A 17,528-nucleotide genomic window follows, 5' to 3' on the forward strand; every position below is an offset into this window, starting at 1 on the left:
ACAAACACATGTTTGTTGAGAGATTTTATATCTTTAATCATACTAAAAAACTGTAATGGTTTTTTAGGACGACACAAACTTTTAATAAATATTTTGAGTTGATCTTTTTAAAACAAAAAAGCTACCAAGGACATTGTGTGAATAGTAGGTTTACTTTACTTAAGGGGAATTTTAGTGTCTTGGTAGCTTATATATTGAATTACTTAAGGGAAACAATTCTTAAAATCAAGACAAAGATAGAGGTAATGTCTAGTGAATTTGTGTATGTAGTAGTTTTGCTGTGGAATTTCTGTTCATTAAATTAAAAGAATCTATAAACTCATGTATAGTCGAGTATCTTTTAAAGAAAGTGTTTGTAAGAACCTAGTGTAAATACCAACGAAGTATAAAAATTAATAAAAAGAAAAAGTTACCAAAATAACGGCGAGGTAATACTTAAGGGGAAAAACGCACGGTTATAATTTGGTAACTTGTATAACGAAAATATTAATAACTATAAGGGGAATAATTAATAAATTCAAGACAAAGATATGTATTAATGTCTAATCAAAAATAACTGTAGTAGTTTTGAAGTGTTACTTTTTTAAATGTATGTTGTTTATATATAGGTTGTTATGCTGGGTGCTCTTGAGCTGATGATAAAGGGATACTGTTTTTTGAGGTATATATAAGTAAAGATTTAAAAAGATTTAAATTTAATAGTCATTTTAACTAAGAAGGAAGAAATGAGAATAAAAAAGTTACCAAACTACGGCAAGTTTAACTTAAGGGAATGTATAGTATGGTAACTTCAATTTTTATGAATATTGTAATTACTTAAGGGGAAATAATTAACAAATTCTTATCTGAAAGCTACTTATTAACTCTAGTACTATAAATAGGTGTAGTAATATTGAAGTGTGTAAAAGAAAACAGTATCTAATGAAAATTAAGTTTAACTCTTTGTTTTTGAGTAACCTTTGTTAATTGTTAGAAAAGAGATGTTTACAGAGGTAATTATTTTTTGAGCGGAGGTTGTTATAAAAAAATATAATTGTGTAGTATAAATGATGTATATTTATTGAGTTGATTAACGGGGTATTTATACGGTTTGTTAAAACTGTAGTATAATTGACGTATTATGTATAACATTGAAGTTAGAATGAAAAAGTCTGTTTTTTTTAACTTTTTTATAGTTATTCTTTTGTTTTGCGTTACAACTATGTTGGCACAAAATGAAAGAAAAGTATCTGGTGCAAAAAATTATAAAGAAATAATTGTTGACAATTATTATTTATTTCAAAAAACAGAAAGTACACGGCTATTAGATAGTACGCTACGATTTATTAAGCTTAATAAATTCAAAATAAAAGAAGATACTATTAATAGTAAAATTTATTATCTAGAAGGAGTTAATAATTTATTTCTTAAAAGATTTGACAAAGCGGAAGAATACTTTGCTAAATCATTTGAATTAGCCCAAAAAACAAACGATTACCTTTTAATGGGGACTATACATAATTCACGAGGAGTCGCTTTTTCAATGGGAGAAAAAGATTATGTAAAAGCCGAAGAGTTATATCAAAAAGCCATAGAGTATTACAAGCAAATTAATGAGCTGCCCCAACAAATTGACAGTTATTATAATTTAACTAATAATGCTCGAAAAAGAGAAAAATGGGAATTGTGTATAAAGTATGCGCAAGCTTGCATTGATTTAATCGGGAATAATAAGGAAAGAACAGGGGGATTAAAAAAATTATACTACTTTATAGCTAATGCTTATCTGGAATTGAATCAACCGGAAAAAGCACTGGAAAATTTAAAAATTGCTGAAAAATATATTCTACCAACAGATAGTTATGAAAAGAGTTTGCTGCATAAAGGATACGCGAAATACTATGAGCATCACAAGAATTATTTTGAAGCTTTAGAAAACTATAAAAAAGTAAATGAAGAGCTTGAAGAAAACAATACCAAAAAAGAAGAGCTGATCAGAAACTCATTTGTAAGAGAGTTAGAATTAGAAAATAAACTCAAACATGATAAAGATACCATTATAAAAAGTCAAAGAAAACTTTTAATACTGAGCATATCTACAATAACATTGTTAATTGCGCTCTCTATTGTTTCTATTTCTTTTGCCAGAAAAAATAAACGTAAAAATAGTCAAATTATAAAATTGAACTCTGATCTTAAAGATTTGATTGTTAGTTTAAAAGAAAAGAATAAAGATCTTGCTGATAAAAAAATTGAAATTGAAAATTTGTTAGAGCTTAACGAACAAACATTGTTTTCAAGAGTCTTAAAAATTTCAACTTACAATGATACCATAAGAAAAATAAATGAAGACATTGATATATATATAGATAATAATTCTAATGCTTCAGCATACTTAATAACGGTTAGTAAAAAACTAAATGCCTTAATCTCAGAAGACGAACTGTGGGAAGATTTTAAAATTCAGTTTGAAAAAATACGTCCTGAGTTTTTTAATAAATTAAAAGAAGTAGCCCCTAATTTATCGATAAATGATTTAAAACATTGCACCTATATAGTTTCTAACTTAAAAAGTAAAGAAGTAGCACAGCTAATTAATGTATCACCAAGAAGTGTAGAAACTACCAGATATAGAATAAAAAAGAAAATGGGATTAGAAAAAGATGATAATTTGTACGATCTTTTGAGTAATTTATAGCCTTTTAAATCAATAGTTTATTGCTCTCTTAAAAAAGAAAAGAAGTATAAACAAATGTAACTTTTGTGTTAATTATTAAAAAAAGATTTGGTTAATAAAAAAAATATTCTAAATATTTGCAACATCAGTAAAACAAGAAAAATGAATTTTATTCAATTACATCATCATCATCATACTTGCACTCAAGCGAGCTGAAGATGTATTGAATAAATAAAAATATATTGAAAACCCGTTTGAGTAAATCAAACGGGTTTTTTGTTTCTTCCGGTACCAAGAAATAACTTTCCAAAAAGATTTACTCAAACCAACACACAAAAAAATGAGTAAATTAAAAATAGCCATACAAAAATCGGGAAGACTTAATGAAGACTCCCTTCAAATATTAAAAGATTGCGGAATTTCTATTGATAACGGTAAAGATCAATTAAAAGCTTCTGCCAGTAATTTTCCTTTGGAAGTTTTCTACTTAAGAAACGGAGATATTCCTCAGTATTTAAGAGACGGCGTAGTGGATGCAGCCATCATAGGAGAAAATCTGCTAGTAGAAAAAGGAGAAGATATTCAATTTACAGAGAAACTCGGATTTTCTAAATGTAAAGTATCATTGGCAATTCCTAAAGGAGAAAAATATACGGGATTATCGTATTTTCAGAATAAAAAAATTGCAACCTCTTACCCAAAAACAGTACAAGATTTTTTAGCCAAAAACAACATTCAAGCACAATTACACATTATTAACGGCTCAGTTGAAATCGCTCCGAACATCGGGTTGGCAGATGGTATTTGTGATATCGTTTCAAGTGGCTCTACACTATTCAAAAACAACTTAAAAGAAGTAGAAGTTTTATTAAAATCAGAAGCAGTATTGGCTGTTTCTCCTGAAATAAAAAAAGAACAACAAGAAATTTTAAACAAACTACAATTCAGAATTCAATCGGTGTTAAAAGGAAGACAGTCTAGATATATCCTTTTAAACGCACCGAATGACAAACTGGAAAAAATCATCAATATTTTACCGGGAATGAGAAGTCCAACCGTATTGCCTTTGGCAGAAGAAGGATGGAGTTCTGTACACTCTGTATTGAACAAAAATGAATTTTGGGAAGTAATAGATGCCCTAAAGGAAAATGGCGCTGAGGGAATTTTAGTTTGCCCTATAGAAAAAATGGTTATTTAATTAAGTAAATAAGGAAAATGAAGATTATAAAATATCCGCAAGTACAAGAATGGGAACAACTTTGTAAAAGAGTAGTTTTTAATGAAAATAGTTTACAAGAAAAAGTACAAGCCGTTTTAAAAGAAGTAAAAGAAGATGGAGATATAGCGGTATATAAATACACGCAGTTGTTTGATGGAGTACAATTGAATTCATTAGAAGTAACAGAAAAAGAGTTGCAAGAGGCTTCTGATTTGGTAGCAGAAGAACTAAAGGAGGCAATTGGGTTGGCAAAAAAGAATATTGAACTTTTTCACACATCACAAAAAGAAACACCTAAAAAGGTTACCACAGCACAAGGAGTTACCTGTTGGAGAAAAAGTGTAGCTATTGAAAAAGTTGGGTTGTATATACCGGGAGGATCAGCTCCTTTATTTTCAACCATTTTAATGCTGGGGATTCCGGCAAAAATAGCAGGTTGTAAAGAAATTATTTTGTGTACCCCGCCTAATAAAGAAGGAAAAATTAACCCGGCTATTTTGTATACAGCCTCTTTAGTAGGCGTTACTAAAATTTTTAAAGTAGGAGGAGTTCAAGCTATCGGAGCCATGGCATACGGAACGGAAACTATACCTAATGTGTATAAAATTTTAGGCCCCGGAAATCAATTTGTAACCAAGGCAAAAGAGCTAATTCAACAACAAGGAGTTGCTATAGATATGCCTGCCGGACCAAGCGAAGTATTGGTTATAGCAGATGAAACATGCACTTCGGAATACGTAGCGGCAGATTTATTATCGCAAGCAGAGCACGGAGCAGATAGTCAGGCTGTATTGGTAACTACCAATGAAGAAATTGCTCAAAATGTAGTAAAAGAACTTACAAAGCAATTAGAAGAACTACCAAGGAAAGAATTGGCAAAAAAGGCAATAGAAAACAGTTTTGCTGTGGTTTTAAATTCTATAGAAGAAAGTGTACAGTTTAGTAATATATACGCTCCGGAACACTTAATCATTGCTTCAGAAAAAGCATCCAATTATATTGGAGGAATTGTAAATGCAGGTTCTGTGTTTTTAGGAAATTACAGTTGTGAAAGCGCGGGAGATTACGCCAGTGGTACCAATCATACCTTGCCAACTAACGGGTATGCAAAAAGCTATAGTGGTGTTTCGTTAGACAGTTTTGTCAAGAAAATTACTTTTCAGGAAGTAACTCAAGAGGGAATTCAAACCATAGGAAAAGCTATTGAATTAATGGCAGAGACAGAAGGTTTACAAGCGCATAAAAACGCCATTTCAGTTAGATTAAAAGAGTTAAACAACTAAGAGATATTGGGTGTACGACAAATTTCCTTTCGGTCATTACGAAGGAGTGGTAACGACTAAAGTAATCTCTCGATAAAAAGAGACTGCCACAGCAAAAGCGTTTGCTTCGCAGTGACGGTCTTATTTTTAAAAACGGAAATTTGTCGTACACCCGAGATATTTCGAACACTACTGAAATCAAAATACATTTTGATTGAGAGTGTATTACAAAGTAATTATGAGAAATCTTAATTAATAAGACCTCAAAAAAATAAAAGATGAAAGAATTTAATTTGAACAATAGCATACGTACTAATATTCAGAAGCTAAAGGGGTATTCTTCTGCCAGAGATGAATTTAAAGGGGAAGCTGAAGTATATTTAGATGCTAATGAAAATCCGTTTGGTACCTTAAACCGTTACCCGGATCCAAAACAAACAGAGATTAAAGATCGATTGGCAGTCTTAAAAAATATAGCTAGCAATCAGATTTTTATAGGAAATGGAAGCGATGAAGTTATTGATATTGCCTTCCGAATTTTTTGTGAACCTGGAAAAGACAAGGTGTTAACGTTTGTTCCTTCCTACGGAATGTACAATGTTTCAGCAACCATTAATAATATTGAACTAATAGAAGAACCCTTAACGCCCGATTTTCAAATAGATACCAAAAAACTTTCTCCGTATTTGAAAGACGAAGCCCTTAAACTCATTTTTATTTGTTCACCTAACAACCCTACGGGAAATTGTTTTGAGGAGGATACCATTGCATACATTCTTGAAAAATTTAAGGGAATTGTAATTATTGATGAAGCGTATATTGACTTTAGTACCAGAGCTTCTTATATAGAAAAATTAGCTGCATTTCCTAACCTTATTATTAGTCAAACATTTAGTAAAGCTTGGGGATTGGCAGGAGTTCGTGTGGGGGTAGCCTATGCAAATTCAGCAATTATAGAGGTGTATAATAAGGTAAAACCACCCTATAATATTAGTACACTAAATCAGCAAGCAGTACTTACTAAGTTAGATAATTTGGCTCAGTTTGAAATAGAAAAAAACATCATAATCAATCAAAAAGAGCGGTTAGTAAAACAATTGGAAGGTATTGAGTTGATAAAAAAGATATATCCTTCAGAAGCTAATTTCATCTTAATAGAAGTGCCTGATGCTACTGAAATATACAACCAACTGGTGAGTCAGAAAATTATTACCCGTAATAGACATAGTGTGGTTAAAAATTGCATTCGATTAACCATAGGAAGTGAAACAGAAAACAGAAGGTTGTTAAACGCCTTGCAATTTATGAGTGCAAAAGTGAGTAACGTATAACATCAAAAGAAAATTTTAAACAGATGAAAAGAGTATTATTTATAGATAGAGATGGCACTTTAATTAAAGAACCGGCAGATGAACAAACAGACTCATTTGAGAAATTACAATTTTACCCGAAGGTGTTTCAAGGACTGAGCAAAATAGCAAAAGAACTAGACTTTGAACTGGTTTTGGTAACCAATCAAGATGGTTTAGGTACTGAAGTATATCCTGAAAATACCTTTTGGCCTGTGCATAATTTTGTTATGAATACCTTACGAGAAGAAGGAATTGTTTTTTCTGAAGAGTTAATTGACAGAACCTTTGCTAAAGACAATCAACCAACAAGAAAACCTAATACGGGCTTGTTAACCAAGTATTTTTCTGAAGAATATGATTTAAAAAACTCTTTTGTTATAGGCGATCGTTTGACAGATGTTGAACTGGCAAAAAATATAGGAGGTAAAGCTATATATATCAATGATGAAACCTATTTAGGTAACAACGAAATTACGGTAAAGAGAAGCGAATTAGATACTTTTATAGCCTTAGAAACGAGTGATTGGAATGCCATTTATGAATTTTTAAAATTAGAAGAAAGAACGGCTGAAATCATTAGAAATACCAATGAAACTCAAATACAAATTCAGTTGAATTTAGACGGAACCGGAAAAAGTAGTATTAATACAGGAATCGCGTTTTTTGATCATATGTTAGACCAAATAGCTCGTCACGGTCAAATGGATCTAACTATTCAGGTAACAGGAGATTTAGAAGTTGATGAGCACCACACTATTGAAGATACCGCCATTGCCTTGGGAGAGGTTTTTAATAAAGCATTAGGAAATAAACTAGGAATTGAACGTTACGGATTTTGCTTACCAATGGACGACTGTTTAGCGCAAGTAGCTTTAGACTTTGGAGGAAGAAATTGGTTGGTTTGGGATGCTGAATTTAAAAGAGAAATGATTGGTAAAATGCCCACAGAAATGTTTTTCCACTTCTTTAAATCGTTTACAGATGGTGCTAAATGCAATTTGAATATCAAAGCAGAAGGAACAAATGAACACCATAAGATAGAAGCCATTTTTAAAGCCTTTGCCAAAGCTATTAAAGTAGCCGTAAAAAGAGATGTGAATAAAATGGTTTTACCGTCAACGAAAGGAGTTTTATAATCAATTATGAATTAGTAATTACGAATGAATAAGTACACGTTTTATTAATGAACTTTCATAGTTGTTAATTCTGTAAAGAATTTTCGTAATTCATAATTAAAAAAAATGATAGCCATTATAAAATACAATGCCGGAAATATCCGATCGGTACAAAATGCTCTTACACGTTTAGGGTATGATAGTATTATTACAGATAACCCGGAAGAAATAAGAAAAGCAGAAAAAGTAGTTTTTCCCGGAGTAGGAGAGGCAAGTTCAGCCATGAATTATTTAAAAGAACGCCAATTAGATGACTTAATTATTTCATTAAAACAACCTGTTTTAGGAATTTGTTTGGGTTTACAATTACTATGTAAATCTTCAGAAGAAGGCAATACCCAATGTTTAGGAATTTTTGATGCAAAGACGAAACAATTTCCACCGAAAGAAAAAGTACCACATATGGGGTGGAATAACTTTTCAGACCTGCAACCTTCTGAATTATTGGGAAATATAAATACAGAAAATGATGTGTATTATGTTCATAGCTATTACGCTGAAGTATGTAGTAATACTATAGCAACCTGTAATTATATTGTGCCATTTAGTACCATTATGCAGAAAGATAATTTTTACGCCATGCAATTTCACCCTGAAAAATCAGCATCTGTTGGAGAACAATTACTGAAGAACTTTTTAGAACTAAGTTAGCCGAGAACCAAGAACTAAGAACCAAATTTAAAAATGAGAATAATACCCGCCATCGATATCATAGAAGGTAAATGCGTACGCCTAACCAAAGGAGATTACGCAACACAAAAAATATATAATGAACACCCGCTAGAAATAGCTAAAGAGTTTGAAGCTAATGGAATTCAGTACTTACATTTGGTAGATTTAGACGGAGCAAAATCGAGCAAAATTATCAACCACAAAGTATTAGAACAAATCACAACAAAAACCAATTTAAAAGTAGATTTTGGAGGCGGTTTAAAATCAAAAGAAGACGCTCGCATTGCCTTTGAAAGTGGAGCTAATCAAATAACAGGAGGGAGTATTGCTGTTAAAAAACCGGAAGTTTTTATGGAATGGCTCACCCAATACGGAGCTGATAAAATAATTTTAGGAGCCGATTGTAAAGATAGAAAGATAGCTACACACGGGTGGTTGGAAACTACAGAACTAGAGGTGGTAGATTTTATAAGAGAATACGAACAAAAAGGAATAATCAACTGTATTTGTACCGATGTAGCAAAAGACGGAATGTTACAAGGAGCTTCAGTAGATTTATATTTAGAAATTTTAAGCAAAACAGCCATAAAATTAATAGCTAGTGGAGGAGTGGCTAAAATTGATGATTTATACCGATTAAAAGAAATAGGTTGTGAAGGCACCATTATAGGAAAAGCCATTTATGAAGGTACTATCAGTTTAAAGGAATTACAGCAGTTTTATAGTTAAAAAATAGCATAAATGTCTATAGTAAGAAATAACGAATGAAAAGCGGAAATGCAAAGCAACGCTTTAAGCATGAGGTTTTTAAAATGAGTGGTGCGGAGCAATTTCCTAACTATAGACTTGATTTTTTGGTTCGTTTTTTATCAAGAAAAAATGAACAAGAACAGTGTAAGTTAAATTAAAGTTTTTGTTTAGCTCATTAATTTATATTGGTTTTCAAAGGAATTCGTGAACCTCCTAAGTCGGTTTCTTTTTCATCAATGGAAAAAGAAAATAGCTTAGAAATAGGAGTATTCCATGTAAAATCTAAGTTGTAAGGAAGATGTTAATGGTGGTATTAGCCTTAAGGAAAAGGTATCAAGAACTTTGAGTATATAAAAATCCAATAGTCATAAGAAGATAGTATTAAATATGTTAAAAAAAAGAATCATACCTTGTTTAGATATTAAAAACGGACGAACCGTAAAAGGTGTCAATTTTGTAAATATAAAAGATGCAGGAGATCCTGTTGAATTAGCCAAACAATATGTAAAAGACGGTGCCGATGAGTTGGTGTTTTTAGATATTACCGCTACCTTAGAAAACAGAAAAACACTGGTAGCTTTGGTAGAAAAAATAGCCAAAGAAATAAATATACCTTTTACCGTAGGCGGTGGTATAAGTGCCGTTGAAGATGCGGTAGCCCTAATACAAGCCGGTGCAGATAAAGTAAGTATCAATTCTTCCGCAGTGAAAAATCCGCAATTAATAACCGATTTAAAAAACAGATTTGGAAGTCAGTTTGTGGTGGTTGCCATAGATACTAAAAATGTAAACGGGCAATGGAAAGTGTTTACCAAAGGAGGAACTTTTGAAACAGCGTTAGAAACTGTTTCTTGGGCAAAAGAAGTGGAGGCATTAGGCGCAGGAGAAATTCTGTTAACCTCTATGAATAGTGATGGAACAAAAGATGGTTTTGATATTGAAGTAACTAAGGCGGTTAGCACAGCAGTTAATATTCCGGTAATAGCATCCGGAGGAGCAGGAACAGCCGCACATTTTGCAGAAGTCTTTAACCAAACCGAAGCCAGTGCCGGATTAGCAGCTAGTATTTTTCACTTTGGAGAACTGCCTATACCGGTATTAAAAAACGAATTAAAAACAAAAAATATAGCGGTACGATGAGTATAGATTTTACCAAAGGAAACGGGTTAGTTCCTGTAATAATTCAACATAGTACTACCTTGCAAGTATTAATGTTAGGGTATATGAATGTAGAAGCGTATACCAAAACAGTAGAAGAGAAAAAAGTAACTTTTTTTAGCAGAACTAAAAACAGACTATGGACTAAAGGAGAAGAGTCCGGGAATTTTTTATGGGTACAAGAAATTCAGGTAGATTGCGATAATGATACCTTGTTGATTAAAGCTGATCCGGTAGGGCCAACTTGTCATAAAGGAACCACTTCTTGTTTTGCTGAAGAAACCCCCAAAGGTTTTTTATATGTATTAGAACGTATAATTGCTGATAGAATAGATACTAATGTAGAAAGCTCATATACCAATCAATTGTATAAAAGGGGTATTAACAAAGTAGCACAAAAAGTAGGGGAAGAAGCTATAGAAGTAGTTATAGAAGCTAAAGATACTAATGATGAGCTGTTTAAAAATGAAGCGGCAGACTTATTATACCACTATTTAATCTTACTAAAAGCAAAAGGATTTACACTAACAGATATTGAAGAGGTTTTAAAAAACAGAAATTAACACGTATACGTATCTAAATTCTTCCTGCACCATGCAGGAGGGTTTTGTATAGAAATTGTTTACTACATGATAAAAAATGACTTTAAAATTTCAATTAATTGATTTTTAAGATCTGTGAGTTCCGGTATGGAGTCCTAGCTTTTGGCTATTTGTTATCAGTTAAGACAAAACAATACAAAAAACGGTCTTTCCGAACGATAGAGAGGAATCTCATTAAGAAGAGTAGTACACACTCTTAAGATTTAGTTACGCTGAACCTTTCGGTTTATCTTTTTGGTTGAAAAGACAAAAACAGTTATCATAAGGAGAAGTGAATTAAAGTAATTTGTTGATAAAAAGAGACCGCCACGGTAAAAGCATTTGCTTCGAAGTGGCGGTCTTGTTTTTAAAAACGGAAATTTGTTGTATACCCTTTAAAAATTCGTAATTGGTAATTCATAATTAGAAAAAGCATTAATTACTCGTTAACTTTATCTTTCTAATGTTCTTGGCAATTTCAATTCGGTTAATGATAGATTCTATTAAAATATCATATAAACTATCCTGTAAAATTAAATCTTCAACACCGGCATCAATATTAGGGTTGTCATTTACCTCTACCACATAAACTTTACCATCTACATATTTTAAATCTACCCCGTATAAGCCATCACCAATCAACGAAGCTGCTTTTTGAGCCACTTGCAATACATTTTTAGGTACATTTTTTATATCTACAGTTGCATGATCTCCGGATTGATCTTCCTCACTGGAATTCCAGTCATATATCTGCCAATGATCTTTCGCCATAAAATATTTACACGCAAAAAGAGGTTTGTTGTCTAAAAGACCAATTCTCCAGTCAAATTCAGAATATAAAAACTCCTGACAAATAACCATGTCCGTTATTTTAAAGAGTCGGGTTAAGGCACTTTTAGCTTCCTCTTTTGAGCTTACTTTAATCACTCCTAAAGAAAAAGCACTATCGGGTTGTTTTATAACAATAGGAAAGTTAAAGTCATCCAACTGTTTTTCCTGAAACATGTTTTTGGTAAGCACTACAGTATTAGGAGTACTTATTTTGTTCTTCTTAAAAAGCTCATTCTGATAAATTTTATTAGAACATCTTAAAATAGACCAAGGATCATCCATAACTACCAATCCTTCAGCAAAAGCCAATCTGGAAATTTCATAGGTATGATGATTTACATTGGTAGTTTCACGAATAAACAGCGCATCAAACTCATTAATTTTATCGATATCTTGTGGAGTGATAAACTCTAAATACACCCCTTTTTTGTTGGCAGCATTTTTTAGTTTTTGTAAAGCTTCCTGATTAGAAGGTGGCGTTTTTTCTTTAGGGTTTACCAATACCGCAACATCGTAAGTATAGTTGGTTAACTTAGGATAACTATGACGTTTCTTATTAAAATAATTAGCCGCAAACTGGTACATAAACTCTTTTTCTTCTATAGGAACCCCTTTAAAAGTTAATACCTTAATATTTTTAATTAACCACTTTTCATCTTTAATAAACGTTACCTTAAATAAAGGTGCTTCAAAAAACTGATACAGCTTAGCTGCTAATTGCTGATACTTTTTGTCAGGTGTTTGACCGAAATAAATATTCAGTGAAAAAGAAGAAAGTTTGGTTTTGTCTAGTATTTGATTCACCAATTCATTTAACTCAAAAGCTATAGATTGAATTACGTTCATAATACGTAAATCACTCAACGTAGCATTACTAGGAATCACTCGTTGTCCGCGAGCTGAAGCCAATAAAGAAACATAATACCCGTAGCTTTGATATTTATAGGAAGAACACAAGTTAAAAATTCTGAAACCCGAATTGTTCTGATATTCAGTATTATTAATATAGTCTTTAACCGATATAATTTTGGCATTAATATCAGTTCTTTCCCATTTAAACGGTTGATCTATGACTAGAATGTTTTTAGCAGCTTCTTTTTTTTCCAAAGATAATTTCATTTTTAATCCGTTTTCGCCTTCGCAGTAGTAATCTGTTAGTTTTTCTTGTACAACAAATGCTCTCTTTTGGTACCAGTCAATAAGTTGCGTATTACGCTCACTTACTTCTAATACAATATTGGAAAAATTATTTTCCAAAGCGTACTCTTTAATATACTCAATAAGCACGTTGCCAATACCTTTATTTTGATATTCGGGCAAAACAGCAACCGAGTAAATTCTTAAGGTATGTTTGTATTTAAACAATATGGTAGCCGCAATAAGTTGTTTAACAAGATTGGTATCTTCTACCACTAAAACCTCCTGAAATTCACTATGAATTCCCTTTTTTAAATTTTCTTTGGTGTTTTGTTGAAATTCCTGAAAAGCAGCTTTTTCTAACTGGATAAGAAAAGCTAAGTCTTCAGACGTGGCTTTTCGAATATGTAGGCTCATTAGTTAATGAACACTAATTTTTGTTGAAGAATAGACAAAGTAGTCCAATAATAATACATAGGTATCTAATATTTTTATGCTAGTATTTTGCCTTACGAAGATACTTAAAAAATAAATGCTATAAGCAGAAAAATACGGTTTAAATATAATATTTAACCTTATTCAAGAGGCTTAAAATCGGTAGGTACTTTGTCTATGTGAATATCAAAATACAAATCTTGATTTTCCTTTATTTTCTTAGTAATTAGGGTTATTTCAGTATTTAAACTATCTATTGATTGCTTTGTACTTCTTTTTATATAACCTGAGTTGTCAGAAACTAAATTATAAATGTCTAATTGTAAACCACTATAAAAGTTATACTTGGTTAAATTGTTTTTAATGTTCTCTTTTGTGCCAAATACATTAGGTAAAAGCCCGAAAAGAGTAGAGCAAAAGAAAGAAATTAAAAAAGCAGACTTTAAATAGTAGTTGTTTGTATTATCCCACCCTATTTTTACAATTATAAAGCCTAAAATTCCTGTTACTATTGAAAAAACAGTAAAAAATATGGAAAATGAATAATTATAAGAACTATAACGATGAGCAATAAACAGGTAAGACTTTTTAATTTCTTCTATAATACCAAATTGTTCTTTTAGCTGACTTACTTCTTTTATTTTAAAGTCTGCATTGTATATAGCTCTTTTTATAATAGAATCTTTTTTAGAAAAAGAAAGGCTTATAACATTAGCCGTTTTTGTGTATTTATTAATTGTAAGGCTAAACATAAAACTGATAATAAGTACAGATAAAAGACCGAACAGCACTCTAATAATTTTAATATCTTGATTTAAGGCTTTTTTGAAGACACTTAGTTTAATTTTTGAATTCATGGTTAGTTATTTGTTGATTGTAACAAGGTAAGTAATTTTGTTCATTTTTTAACTGTTTTTTGTGGTTAAGTAGTTGTTTTTTAGTAGTGTTAATGATTGTTTGTATGATTTTAGTTTTTGTAGATAAGTATTAATAATGTATGTTTTTAAAAAAGGAATTATATGTGTATACTTAAGAATAGAAGCGTATTGATTATTTTTGCATTATAAAACTCCAAATGGGTAAAAAAGGTAGGTATGATAAGTTAATACCCGCCTAAACCATGTCGCTGAATACTGATTAGAAGGGGGGGGACGACAAATTTTCTTTCGGTCATTACGAAGGAGTGGTAACGACTGAAGTAATCTTTTAATAAAAAGAGATTGCCACAGCAAAAGCGTTTGATTTGCAGTGACGGTCTTATTTTTAAAAGCGAAAATTTGTCGTACACCCGATTAGAACGATTTGAAGAAATGAAAGAAGCATTACAAGAATTCTTTACAGAATTAGAAAATAGCAGTACACAAAACAACTTTGTAAAACTTACGTTGAGTAAGCCGATACGAAAAAGTGATGAACTGCCCAATGTATATATACGGCCAATTGAGTTAAAGGAAGAAAACTATTTTCAATTTTTATACAGACACACTACAAATGATCAGGTAAAGAATTTTTCATTAGAAGAAAGTATAGAAGAGTTAGAAATGTTACTTTCAGAAAAGTTTAAAGCCGCTACATTATTTACGTTAACTAAAGACGTAATGGTATTCATCTCTAAAAAGAAAAAAGTTAGCTATAAAACAACCAAGCCTAGTTTTACCAATAAACTTCCGGAAACGCATGACAAACAGAAAGAACGTTTGGCATCCGGAGCGTATTTACACTATTTAGGAATTACAGATCAAGAAGGAAAAGTAATTCCTAAAATGGCAGATAAATACCGTCAAATTAACAAGTATTTAGAAATAATTGAAGCCCAATTAAAAACGGTAACCTTACCCAAGCAACTGCAAATTGTAGATATGGGCTCTGGAAAAGGCTATTTAACCTTTGCTTTATACGATTATCTGGTACATCAAAAAGGCTATGAGGCAACCGTAACAGGAATAGAATTGCGTGAAGGTTTGGTAAATTATTGTAATGATATTGCTGAAAAATGTGATTTTAAAAATTTGTATTTTGTAGCACAACCTATACAAGAGTATGATACTAACAAAATAGACATCTTAATTGCGTTGCATGCCTGTGATACGGCAACCGATGATGCTATATACAAAGGTTTGGTATCTAAAGCTGCTTTAATTATTTGCGCACCTTGTTGTCATAAACAAATACGTCAGCAAGTAAAAGGAAAAGAACAAGAAAGTCCTTTATTAAAATACGGCATTTTTAAAGAGCGTCAATTTGAAATGGTTACCGATACCATTAGAGCATTGGTACTTGAAAAATATAACTACAATACCAAAGTATTTGAGTTTATTAGTAACGAGCATACCCGTAAAAATGTGATGTTGATAGGAGCAAAGTCGTCTAAAAAAGCAGATAAAGAAGGAATAACTCAAAAAATAGAAGCTTTAAAAGAAGCCTATCAAATAGAGCAACATTATTTAGAAAGCCTTTTATAAAAGATGATGATGACTGAGTATATCAGTACTATTTTTAAAGACCTTCAACTAACTGCTGAAGAAAAAGAACTGACAGAGCAACTATTTACTGAAGTTACCTATAAAAAAGGGGAAGTTATTTTACACACCAATGAAAAAGTGTTGTATCAATATTACGTGTTAAAAGGTTGCATACGAACGTATTTTATGGATGCAAAAGGAAAAGAACATACCATACAGTTTGCTATACAAGATTGGTGGATTAGTGATTATATAGGATATTTTTCAGAATCAGAATCGGTATTAACCATTGAATGCATTACAGAAGCAACCGTATTAAAAGTAGCTAAAAAAGAGTTAGATAACATCTATGAAAAAGTACCTAAAATAGAACACTTTTTTAGAAAAAAGTTAGAACGTTCTACGGTACGATTTCAAAAAAGAATTCTAAATAATTTAGCCTTATCTGCAAAAGAGCGATATCAACTATTTTTACAAACCTATCCTAATATAGAGCAGCAAATAAAAAACTACCATTTGGCGTCGTATTTAGGAATTACCACAGAAAGTTTAAGCAGAATCAGAAAAGAAACTTGGTAAACCCCAATAGTATAACGTAACTTACTTTGTTTTAAAAGAAATAGGAGTTAGATTTTGTTGCTTCGAGTAATAGTGAAGTGGATATCTGGTGAGAATTGACGTTAACCTCAAACAGATGTATAGAGAATATCTTATTCTAATTTCTGTCATAAGCAGACAAGCCAAAAATAACACCGCAAGAACCGTTAAAATTAAAATCTGTTTGAGCGACAGCGAGTTATTTTAATTTAGGTTCGAGGATGATTATTTTTGAGCGTAGGGTGGTTAAGACTAGATTTTTTGTTTCTTTTTCATCAATGGAAAAAGAAAAATGGTTTAGAAAAAGAATTTTCTTTGTAAAATCTATGTAGCTAAGGATAAATAGTTCTGTGTACTTATATGGGGTGTCATTTCCATTAATTAGGCAGGAAGTATGACTCCTCATCAATTTTAAGGTCAAACTCATTAATAACACTAATGTTCCTTTATTACCATACATCAATTTTTATATAAAGTTCATCCGGTAATTTTGACCTATATTAAAAACAAACAGATGAAAAAAGTAATATTTGTACTAACAAGTCACGATGAATTAGGTACTACAGGACATAAAACAGGATTTTGGATTGAAGAGTTTGCTGCCCCTTACTATTTTTTAAAAGATAAAGGCGTTGAGGTAACTTTAGCTTCTCCAAAGGGCGGACAACCACCTATAGACCCGAAAAGTAACGAGCCGGATTTTCAAACACCGGCAACACATCGTTTTAATGAAGATAAAGAGTTACAAACTGCCCTAGCCAATACATTACTATTAAGTGATGTTAAAGAGGCAGATTACGATGCTATTTTCTATCCCGGTGGTCACGGACCTTTATGGGACTTATCAGAAAATAAAGATTCGGTAGCTTTAATAGAAGCTTTTTATGCTAATCATAAACCGGTAGGAGCAGTGTGTCACGCACCTATCGTATTAAAAGATGCTAAGAGTAACGGAGAGCCTTTAGTAAAAGGAAAGAAGGTTACGGGTTTTTCAAATACTGAGGAAGATGCAGTACAATTAACGGCTATTGTACCTTTTTTAGTAGAAGATGAACTAAAAAATAACGGAGGAATCTATAGTAAAGCAGGAGATTGGCAAGAGTATGTAGTAGAAGATGGAAATTTAATTACAGGACAAAACCCGGCTTCTTCAGAATTGGTAGCAGAAAAATTATTTGCAAAGCTGTAAGTAAGCCCTAATGAGAGGGATTTTAAGTAATAGTAAGGAGCAGTCATAAGCA

15 protein-coding genes are annotated in these 17,528 nt (G+C 31.7%); 13 read left to right on the forward strand and 2 right to left on the reverse strand.

The annotated features are described in order from the left end of the window. The first annotated feature begins 1,120 nt into the window (after positions 1-1,120). The 10 genes from ACQY1Q_RS15210 to hisIE all read left to right on the forward strand — a co-directional run bounded on the left by ACQY1Q_RS15210 (position 1,121) and on the right by hisIE (position 10,807). Complete coding sequence (locus ACQY1Q_RS15210; protein WP_431006183.1) at positions 1,121-2,677, forward strand: tetratricopeptide repeat protein; 1,557 nt, start codon at positions 1,121-1,123, stop codon at positions 2,675-2,677. Between the two features lie 319 nt (positions 2,678-2,996). Beyond that, positions 2,997-3,854 carry an ATP phosphoribosyltransferase gene (gene hisG / locus ACQY1Q_RS15215; protein ID WP_431006184.1) on the forward strand — a complete coding sequence of 286 codons (858 nt, stop codon included), beginning with the start codon at positions 2,997-2,999 and terminating at the stop codon, positions 3,852-3,854. Between the two features lie 17 nt (positions 3,855-3,871). Then, positions 3,872-5,158: a histidinol dehydrogenase gene (gene hisD, locus ACQY1Q_RS15220; protein ID WP_431006185.1), complete on the forward strand. Its 1,287-nt coding sequence runs from the start codon at positions 3,872-3,874 to the stop codon at positions 5,156-5,158. Between the two features lie 257 nt (positions 5,159-5,415). Further along, positions 5,416-6,468 carry a histidinol-phosphate transaminase gene (gene hisC / locus ACQY1Q_RS15225; RefSeq protein ID WP_431006186.1) on the forward strand — a complete coding sequence of 351 codons (1,053 nt, stop codon included), beginning with the start codon at positions 5,416-5,418 and terminating at the stop codon, positions 6,466-6,468. A 23-nt stretch (positions 6,469-6,491) separates the two neighbouring features. Further along, the gene (gene hisB / locus ACQY1Q_RS15230; RefSeq protein ID WP_431006187.1) at positions 6,492-7,625 is read left to right on the forward strand and encodes a bifunctional histidinol-phosphatase/imidazoleglycerol-phosphate dehydratase HisB; all 1,134 of its coding nucleotides are present in this window, start codon (positions 6,492-6,494) and stop codon (positions 7,623-7,625) included. A gap of 105 nt (positions 7,626-7,730) precedes the next feature. After that, complete coding sequence (hisH, locus tag ACQY1Q_RS15235) at positions 7,731-8,315, forward strand: imidazole glycerol phosphate synthase subunit HisH (RefSeq protein WP_431006188.1); 585 nt, start codon at positions 7,731-7,733, stop codon at positions 8,313-8,315. Between the two features lie 33 nt (positions 8,316-8,348). Continuing rightward, complete coding sequence (gene hisA / locus ACQY1Q_RS15240) at positions 8,349-9,065, forward strand: 1-(5-phosphoribosyl)-5-[(5-phosphoribosylamino)methylideneamino]imidazole-4-carboxamide isomerase (RefSeq protein ID WP_431006189.1); 717 nt, start codon at positions 8,349-8,351, stop codon at positions 9,063-9,065. A 35-nt stretch (positions 9,066-9,100) separates the two neighbouring features. Then, on the forward strand, positions 9,101-9,244 hold the full coding sequence (locus ACQY1Q_RS15245) for a hypothetical protein (RefSeq protein WP_431006190.1): 144 nt from the start codon (positions 9,101-9,103) through the stop codon (positions 9,242-9,244). Between the two features lie 229 nt (positions 9,245-9,473). Then, complete coding sequence (gene hisF / locus ACQY1Q_RS15250) at positions 9,474-10,226, forward strand: imidazole glycerol phosphate synthase subunit HisF (RefSeq protein WP_431006191.1); 753 nt, start codon at positions 9,474-9,476, stop codon at positions 10,224-10,226. After that, positions 10,223-10,807 carry a bifunctional phosphoribosyl-AMP cyclohydrolase/phosphoribosyl-ATP diphosphatase HisIE gene (hisIE, locus tag ACQY1Q_RS15255; RefSeq protein WP_431006192.1) on the forward strand — a complete coding sequence of 195 codons (585 nt, stop codon included), beginning with the start codon at positions 10,223-10,225 and terminating at the stop codon, positions 10,805-10,807. The genes hisF and hisIE overlap by 4 nt, the downstream gene beginning before the upstream one ends. A gap of 453 nt (positions 10,808-11,260) precedes the next feature. Here the strand turns inward: hisIE and ACQY1Q_RS15260 are convergent, their stop codons facing one another. Next, a complete protein-coding gene (locus ACQY1Q_RS15260) occupies positions 11,261-13,210 on the reverse strand; it encodes a GNAT family N-acetyltransferase (RefSeq protein WP_431006193.1) in 1,950 nt (649 codons plus the stop codon). A gap of 158 nt (positions 13,211-13,368) precedes the next feature. Continuing rightward, entirely contained in the window at positions 13,369-14,085 is a 717-nt protein-coding gene (locus tag ACQY1Q_RS15265; RefSeq protein WP_431006194.1) for a hypothetical protein, read from the reverse strand. A 420-nt stretch (positions 14,086-14,505) separates the two neighbouring features. Here ACQY1Q_RS15265 and ACQY1Q_RS15270 point away from each other — a divergent pair, with 420 nt between their 5' ends. From ACQY1Q_RS15270 to ACQY1Q_RS15280, 3 genes are all read left to right on the forward strand, one after another. After that, positions 14,506-15,690 (forward strand): class I SAM-dependent methyltransferase, encoded by a 1,185-nt coding sequence (locus ACQY1Q_RS15270; RefSeq protein ID WP_431006195.1) that lies wholly within the window; start codon positions 14,506-14,508, stop codon positions 15,688-15,690. A gap of 9 nt (positions 15,691-15,699) precedes the next feature. Further along, positions 15,700-16,269 carry a Crp/Fnr family transcriptional regulator gene (locus ACQY1Q_RS15275; protein WP_431006196.1) on the forward strand — a complete coding sequence of 190 codons (570 nt, stop codon included), beginning with the start codon at positions 15,700-15,702 and terminating at the stop codon, positions 16,267-16,269. Between the two features lie 532 nt (positions 16,270-16,801). Further along, entirely contained in the window at positions 16,802-17,476 is a 675-nt protein-coding gene (locus ACQY1Q_RS15280; protein ID WP_431006197.1) for a type 1 glutamine amidotransferase domain-containing protein, read from the forward strand. The last annotated feature ends 52 nt before the right edge of the window (positions 17,477-17,528 follow it).

This window comes from Tenacibaculum sp. TC6 (assembly GCF_050606265.1).
Lineage (GTDB): Bacteria > Bacteroidota > Bacteroidia > Flavobacteriales > Flavobacteriaceae > Polaribacter.

Excerpts from the sequence above, each read along its gene's own strand:
- ACQY1Q_RS15210 (WP_431006183.1), top strand. The coding sequence starts at position 1,121 with ATGTATAACATTGAAGTTAGAATGAAAAAGTCTGTTTTTTTTAACTTT.
- hisG (WP_431006184.1), top strand. The coding sequence starts at position 2,997 with ATGAGTAAATTAAAAATAGCCATACAAAAATCGGGAAGACTTAATGAA.
- hisD (WP_431006185.1), top strand. The coding sequence starts at position 3,872 with ATGAAGATTATAAAATATCCGCAAGTACAAGAATGGGAACAACTTTGT.
- hisC (WP_431006186.1), top strand. The coding sequence starts at position 5,416 with ATGAAAGAATTTAATTTGAACAATAGCATACGTACTAATATTCAGAAG.
- hisB (WP_431006187.1), top strand. The coding sequence starts at position 6,492 with ATGAAAAGAGTATTATTTATAGATAGAGATGGCACTTTAATTAAAGAA.
- hisH (WP_431006188.1), top strand. The coding sequence starts at position 7,731 with ATGATAGCCATTATAAAATACAATGCCGGAAATATCCGATCGGTACAA.
- hisA (WP_431006189.1), top strand. The coding sequence starts at position 8,349 with ATGAGAATAATACCCGCCATCGATATCATAGAAGGTAAATGCGTACGC.
- ACQY1Q_RS15245 (WP_431006190.1), top strand. The coding sequence starts at position 9,101 with ATGAAAAGCGGAAATGCAAAGCAACGCTTTAAGCATGAGGTTTTTAAA.
- hisF (WP_431006191.1), top strand. The coding sequence starts at position 9,474 with ATGTTAAAAAAAAGAATCATACCTTGTTTAGATATTAAAAACGGACGA.
- hisIE (WP_431006192.1), top strand. The coding sequence starts at position 10,223 with ATGAGTATAGATTTTACCAAAGGAAACGGGTTAGTTCCTGTAATAATT.
- ACQY1Q_RS15260 (WP_431006193.1), bottom strand. The coding sequence starts at position 13,210 with ATGAGCCTACATATTCGAAAAGCCACGTCTGAAGACTTAGCTTTTCTT.
- ACQY1Q_RS15265 (WP_431006194.1), bottom strand. The coding sequence starts at position 14,085 with ATGAATTCAAAAATTAAACTAAGTGTCTTCAAAAAAGCCTTAAATCAA.
- ACQY1Q_RS15275 (WP_431006196.1), top strand. The coding sequence starts at position 15,700 with ATGACTGAGTATATCAGTACTATTTTTAAAGACCTTCAACTAACTGCT.
- ACQY1Q_RS15280 (WP_431006197.1), top strand. The coding sequence starts at position 16,802 with ATGAAAAAAGTAATATTTGTACTAACAAGTCACGATGAATTAGGTACT.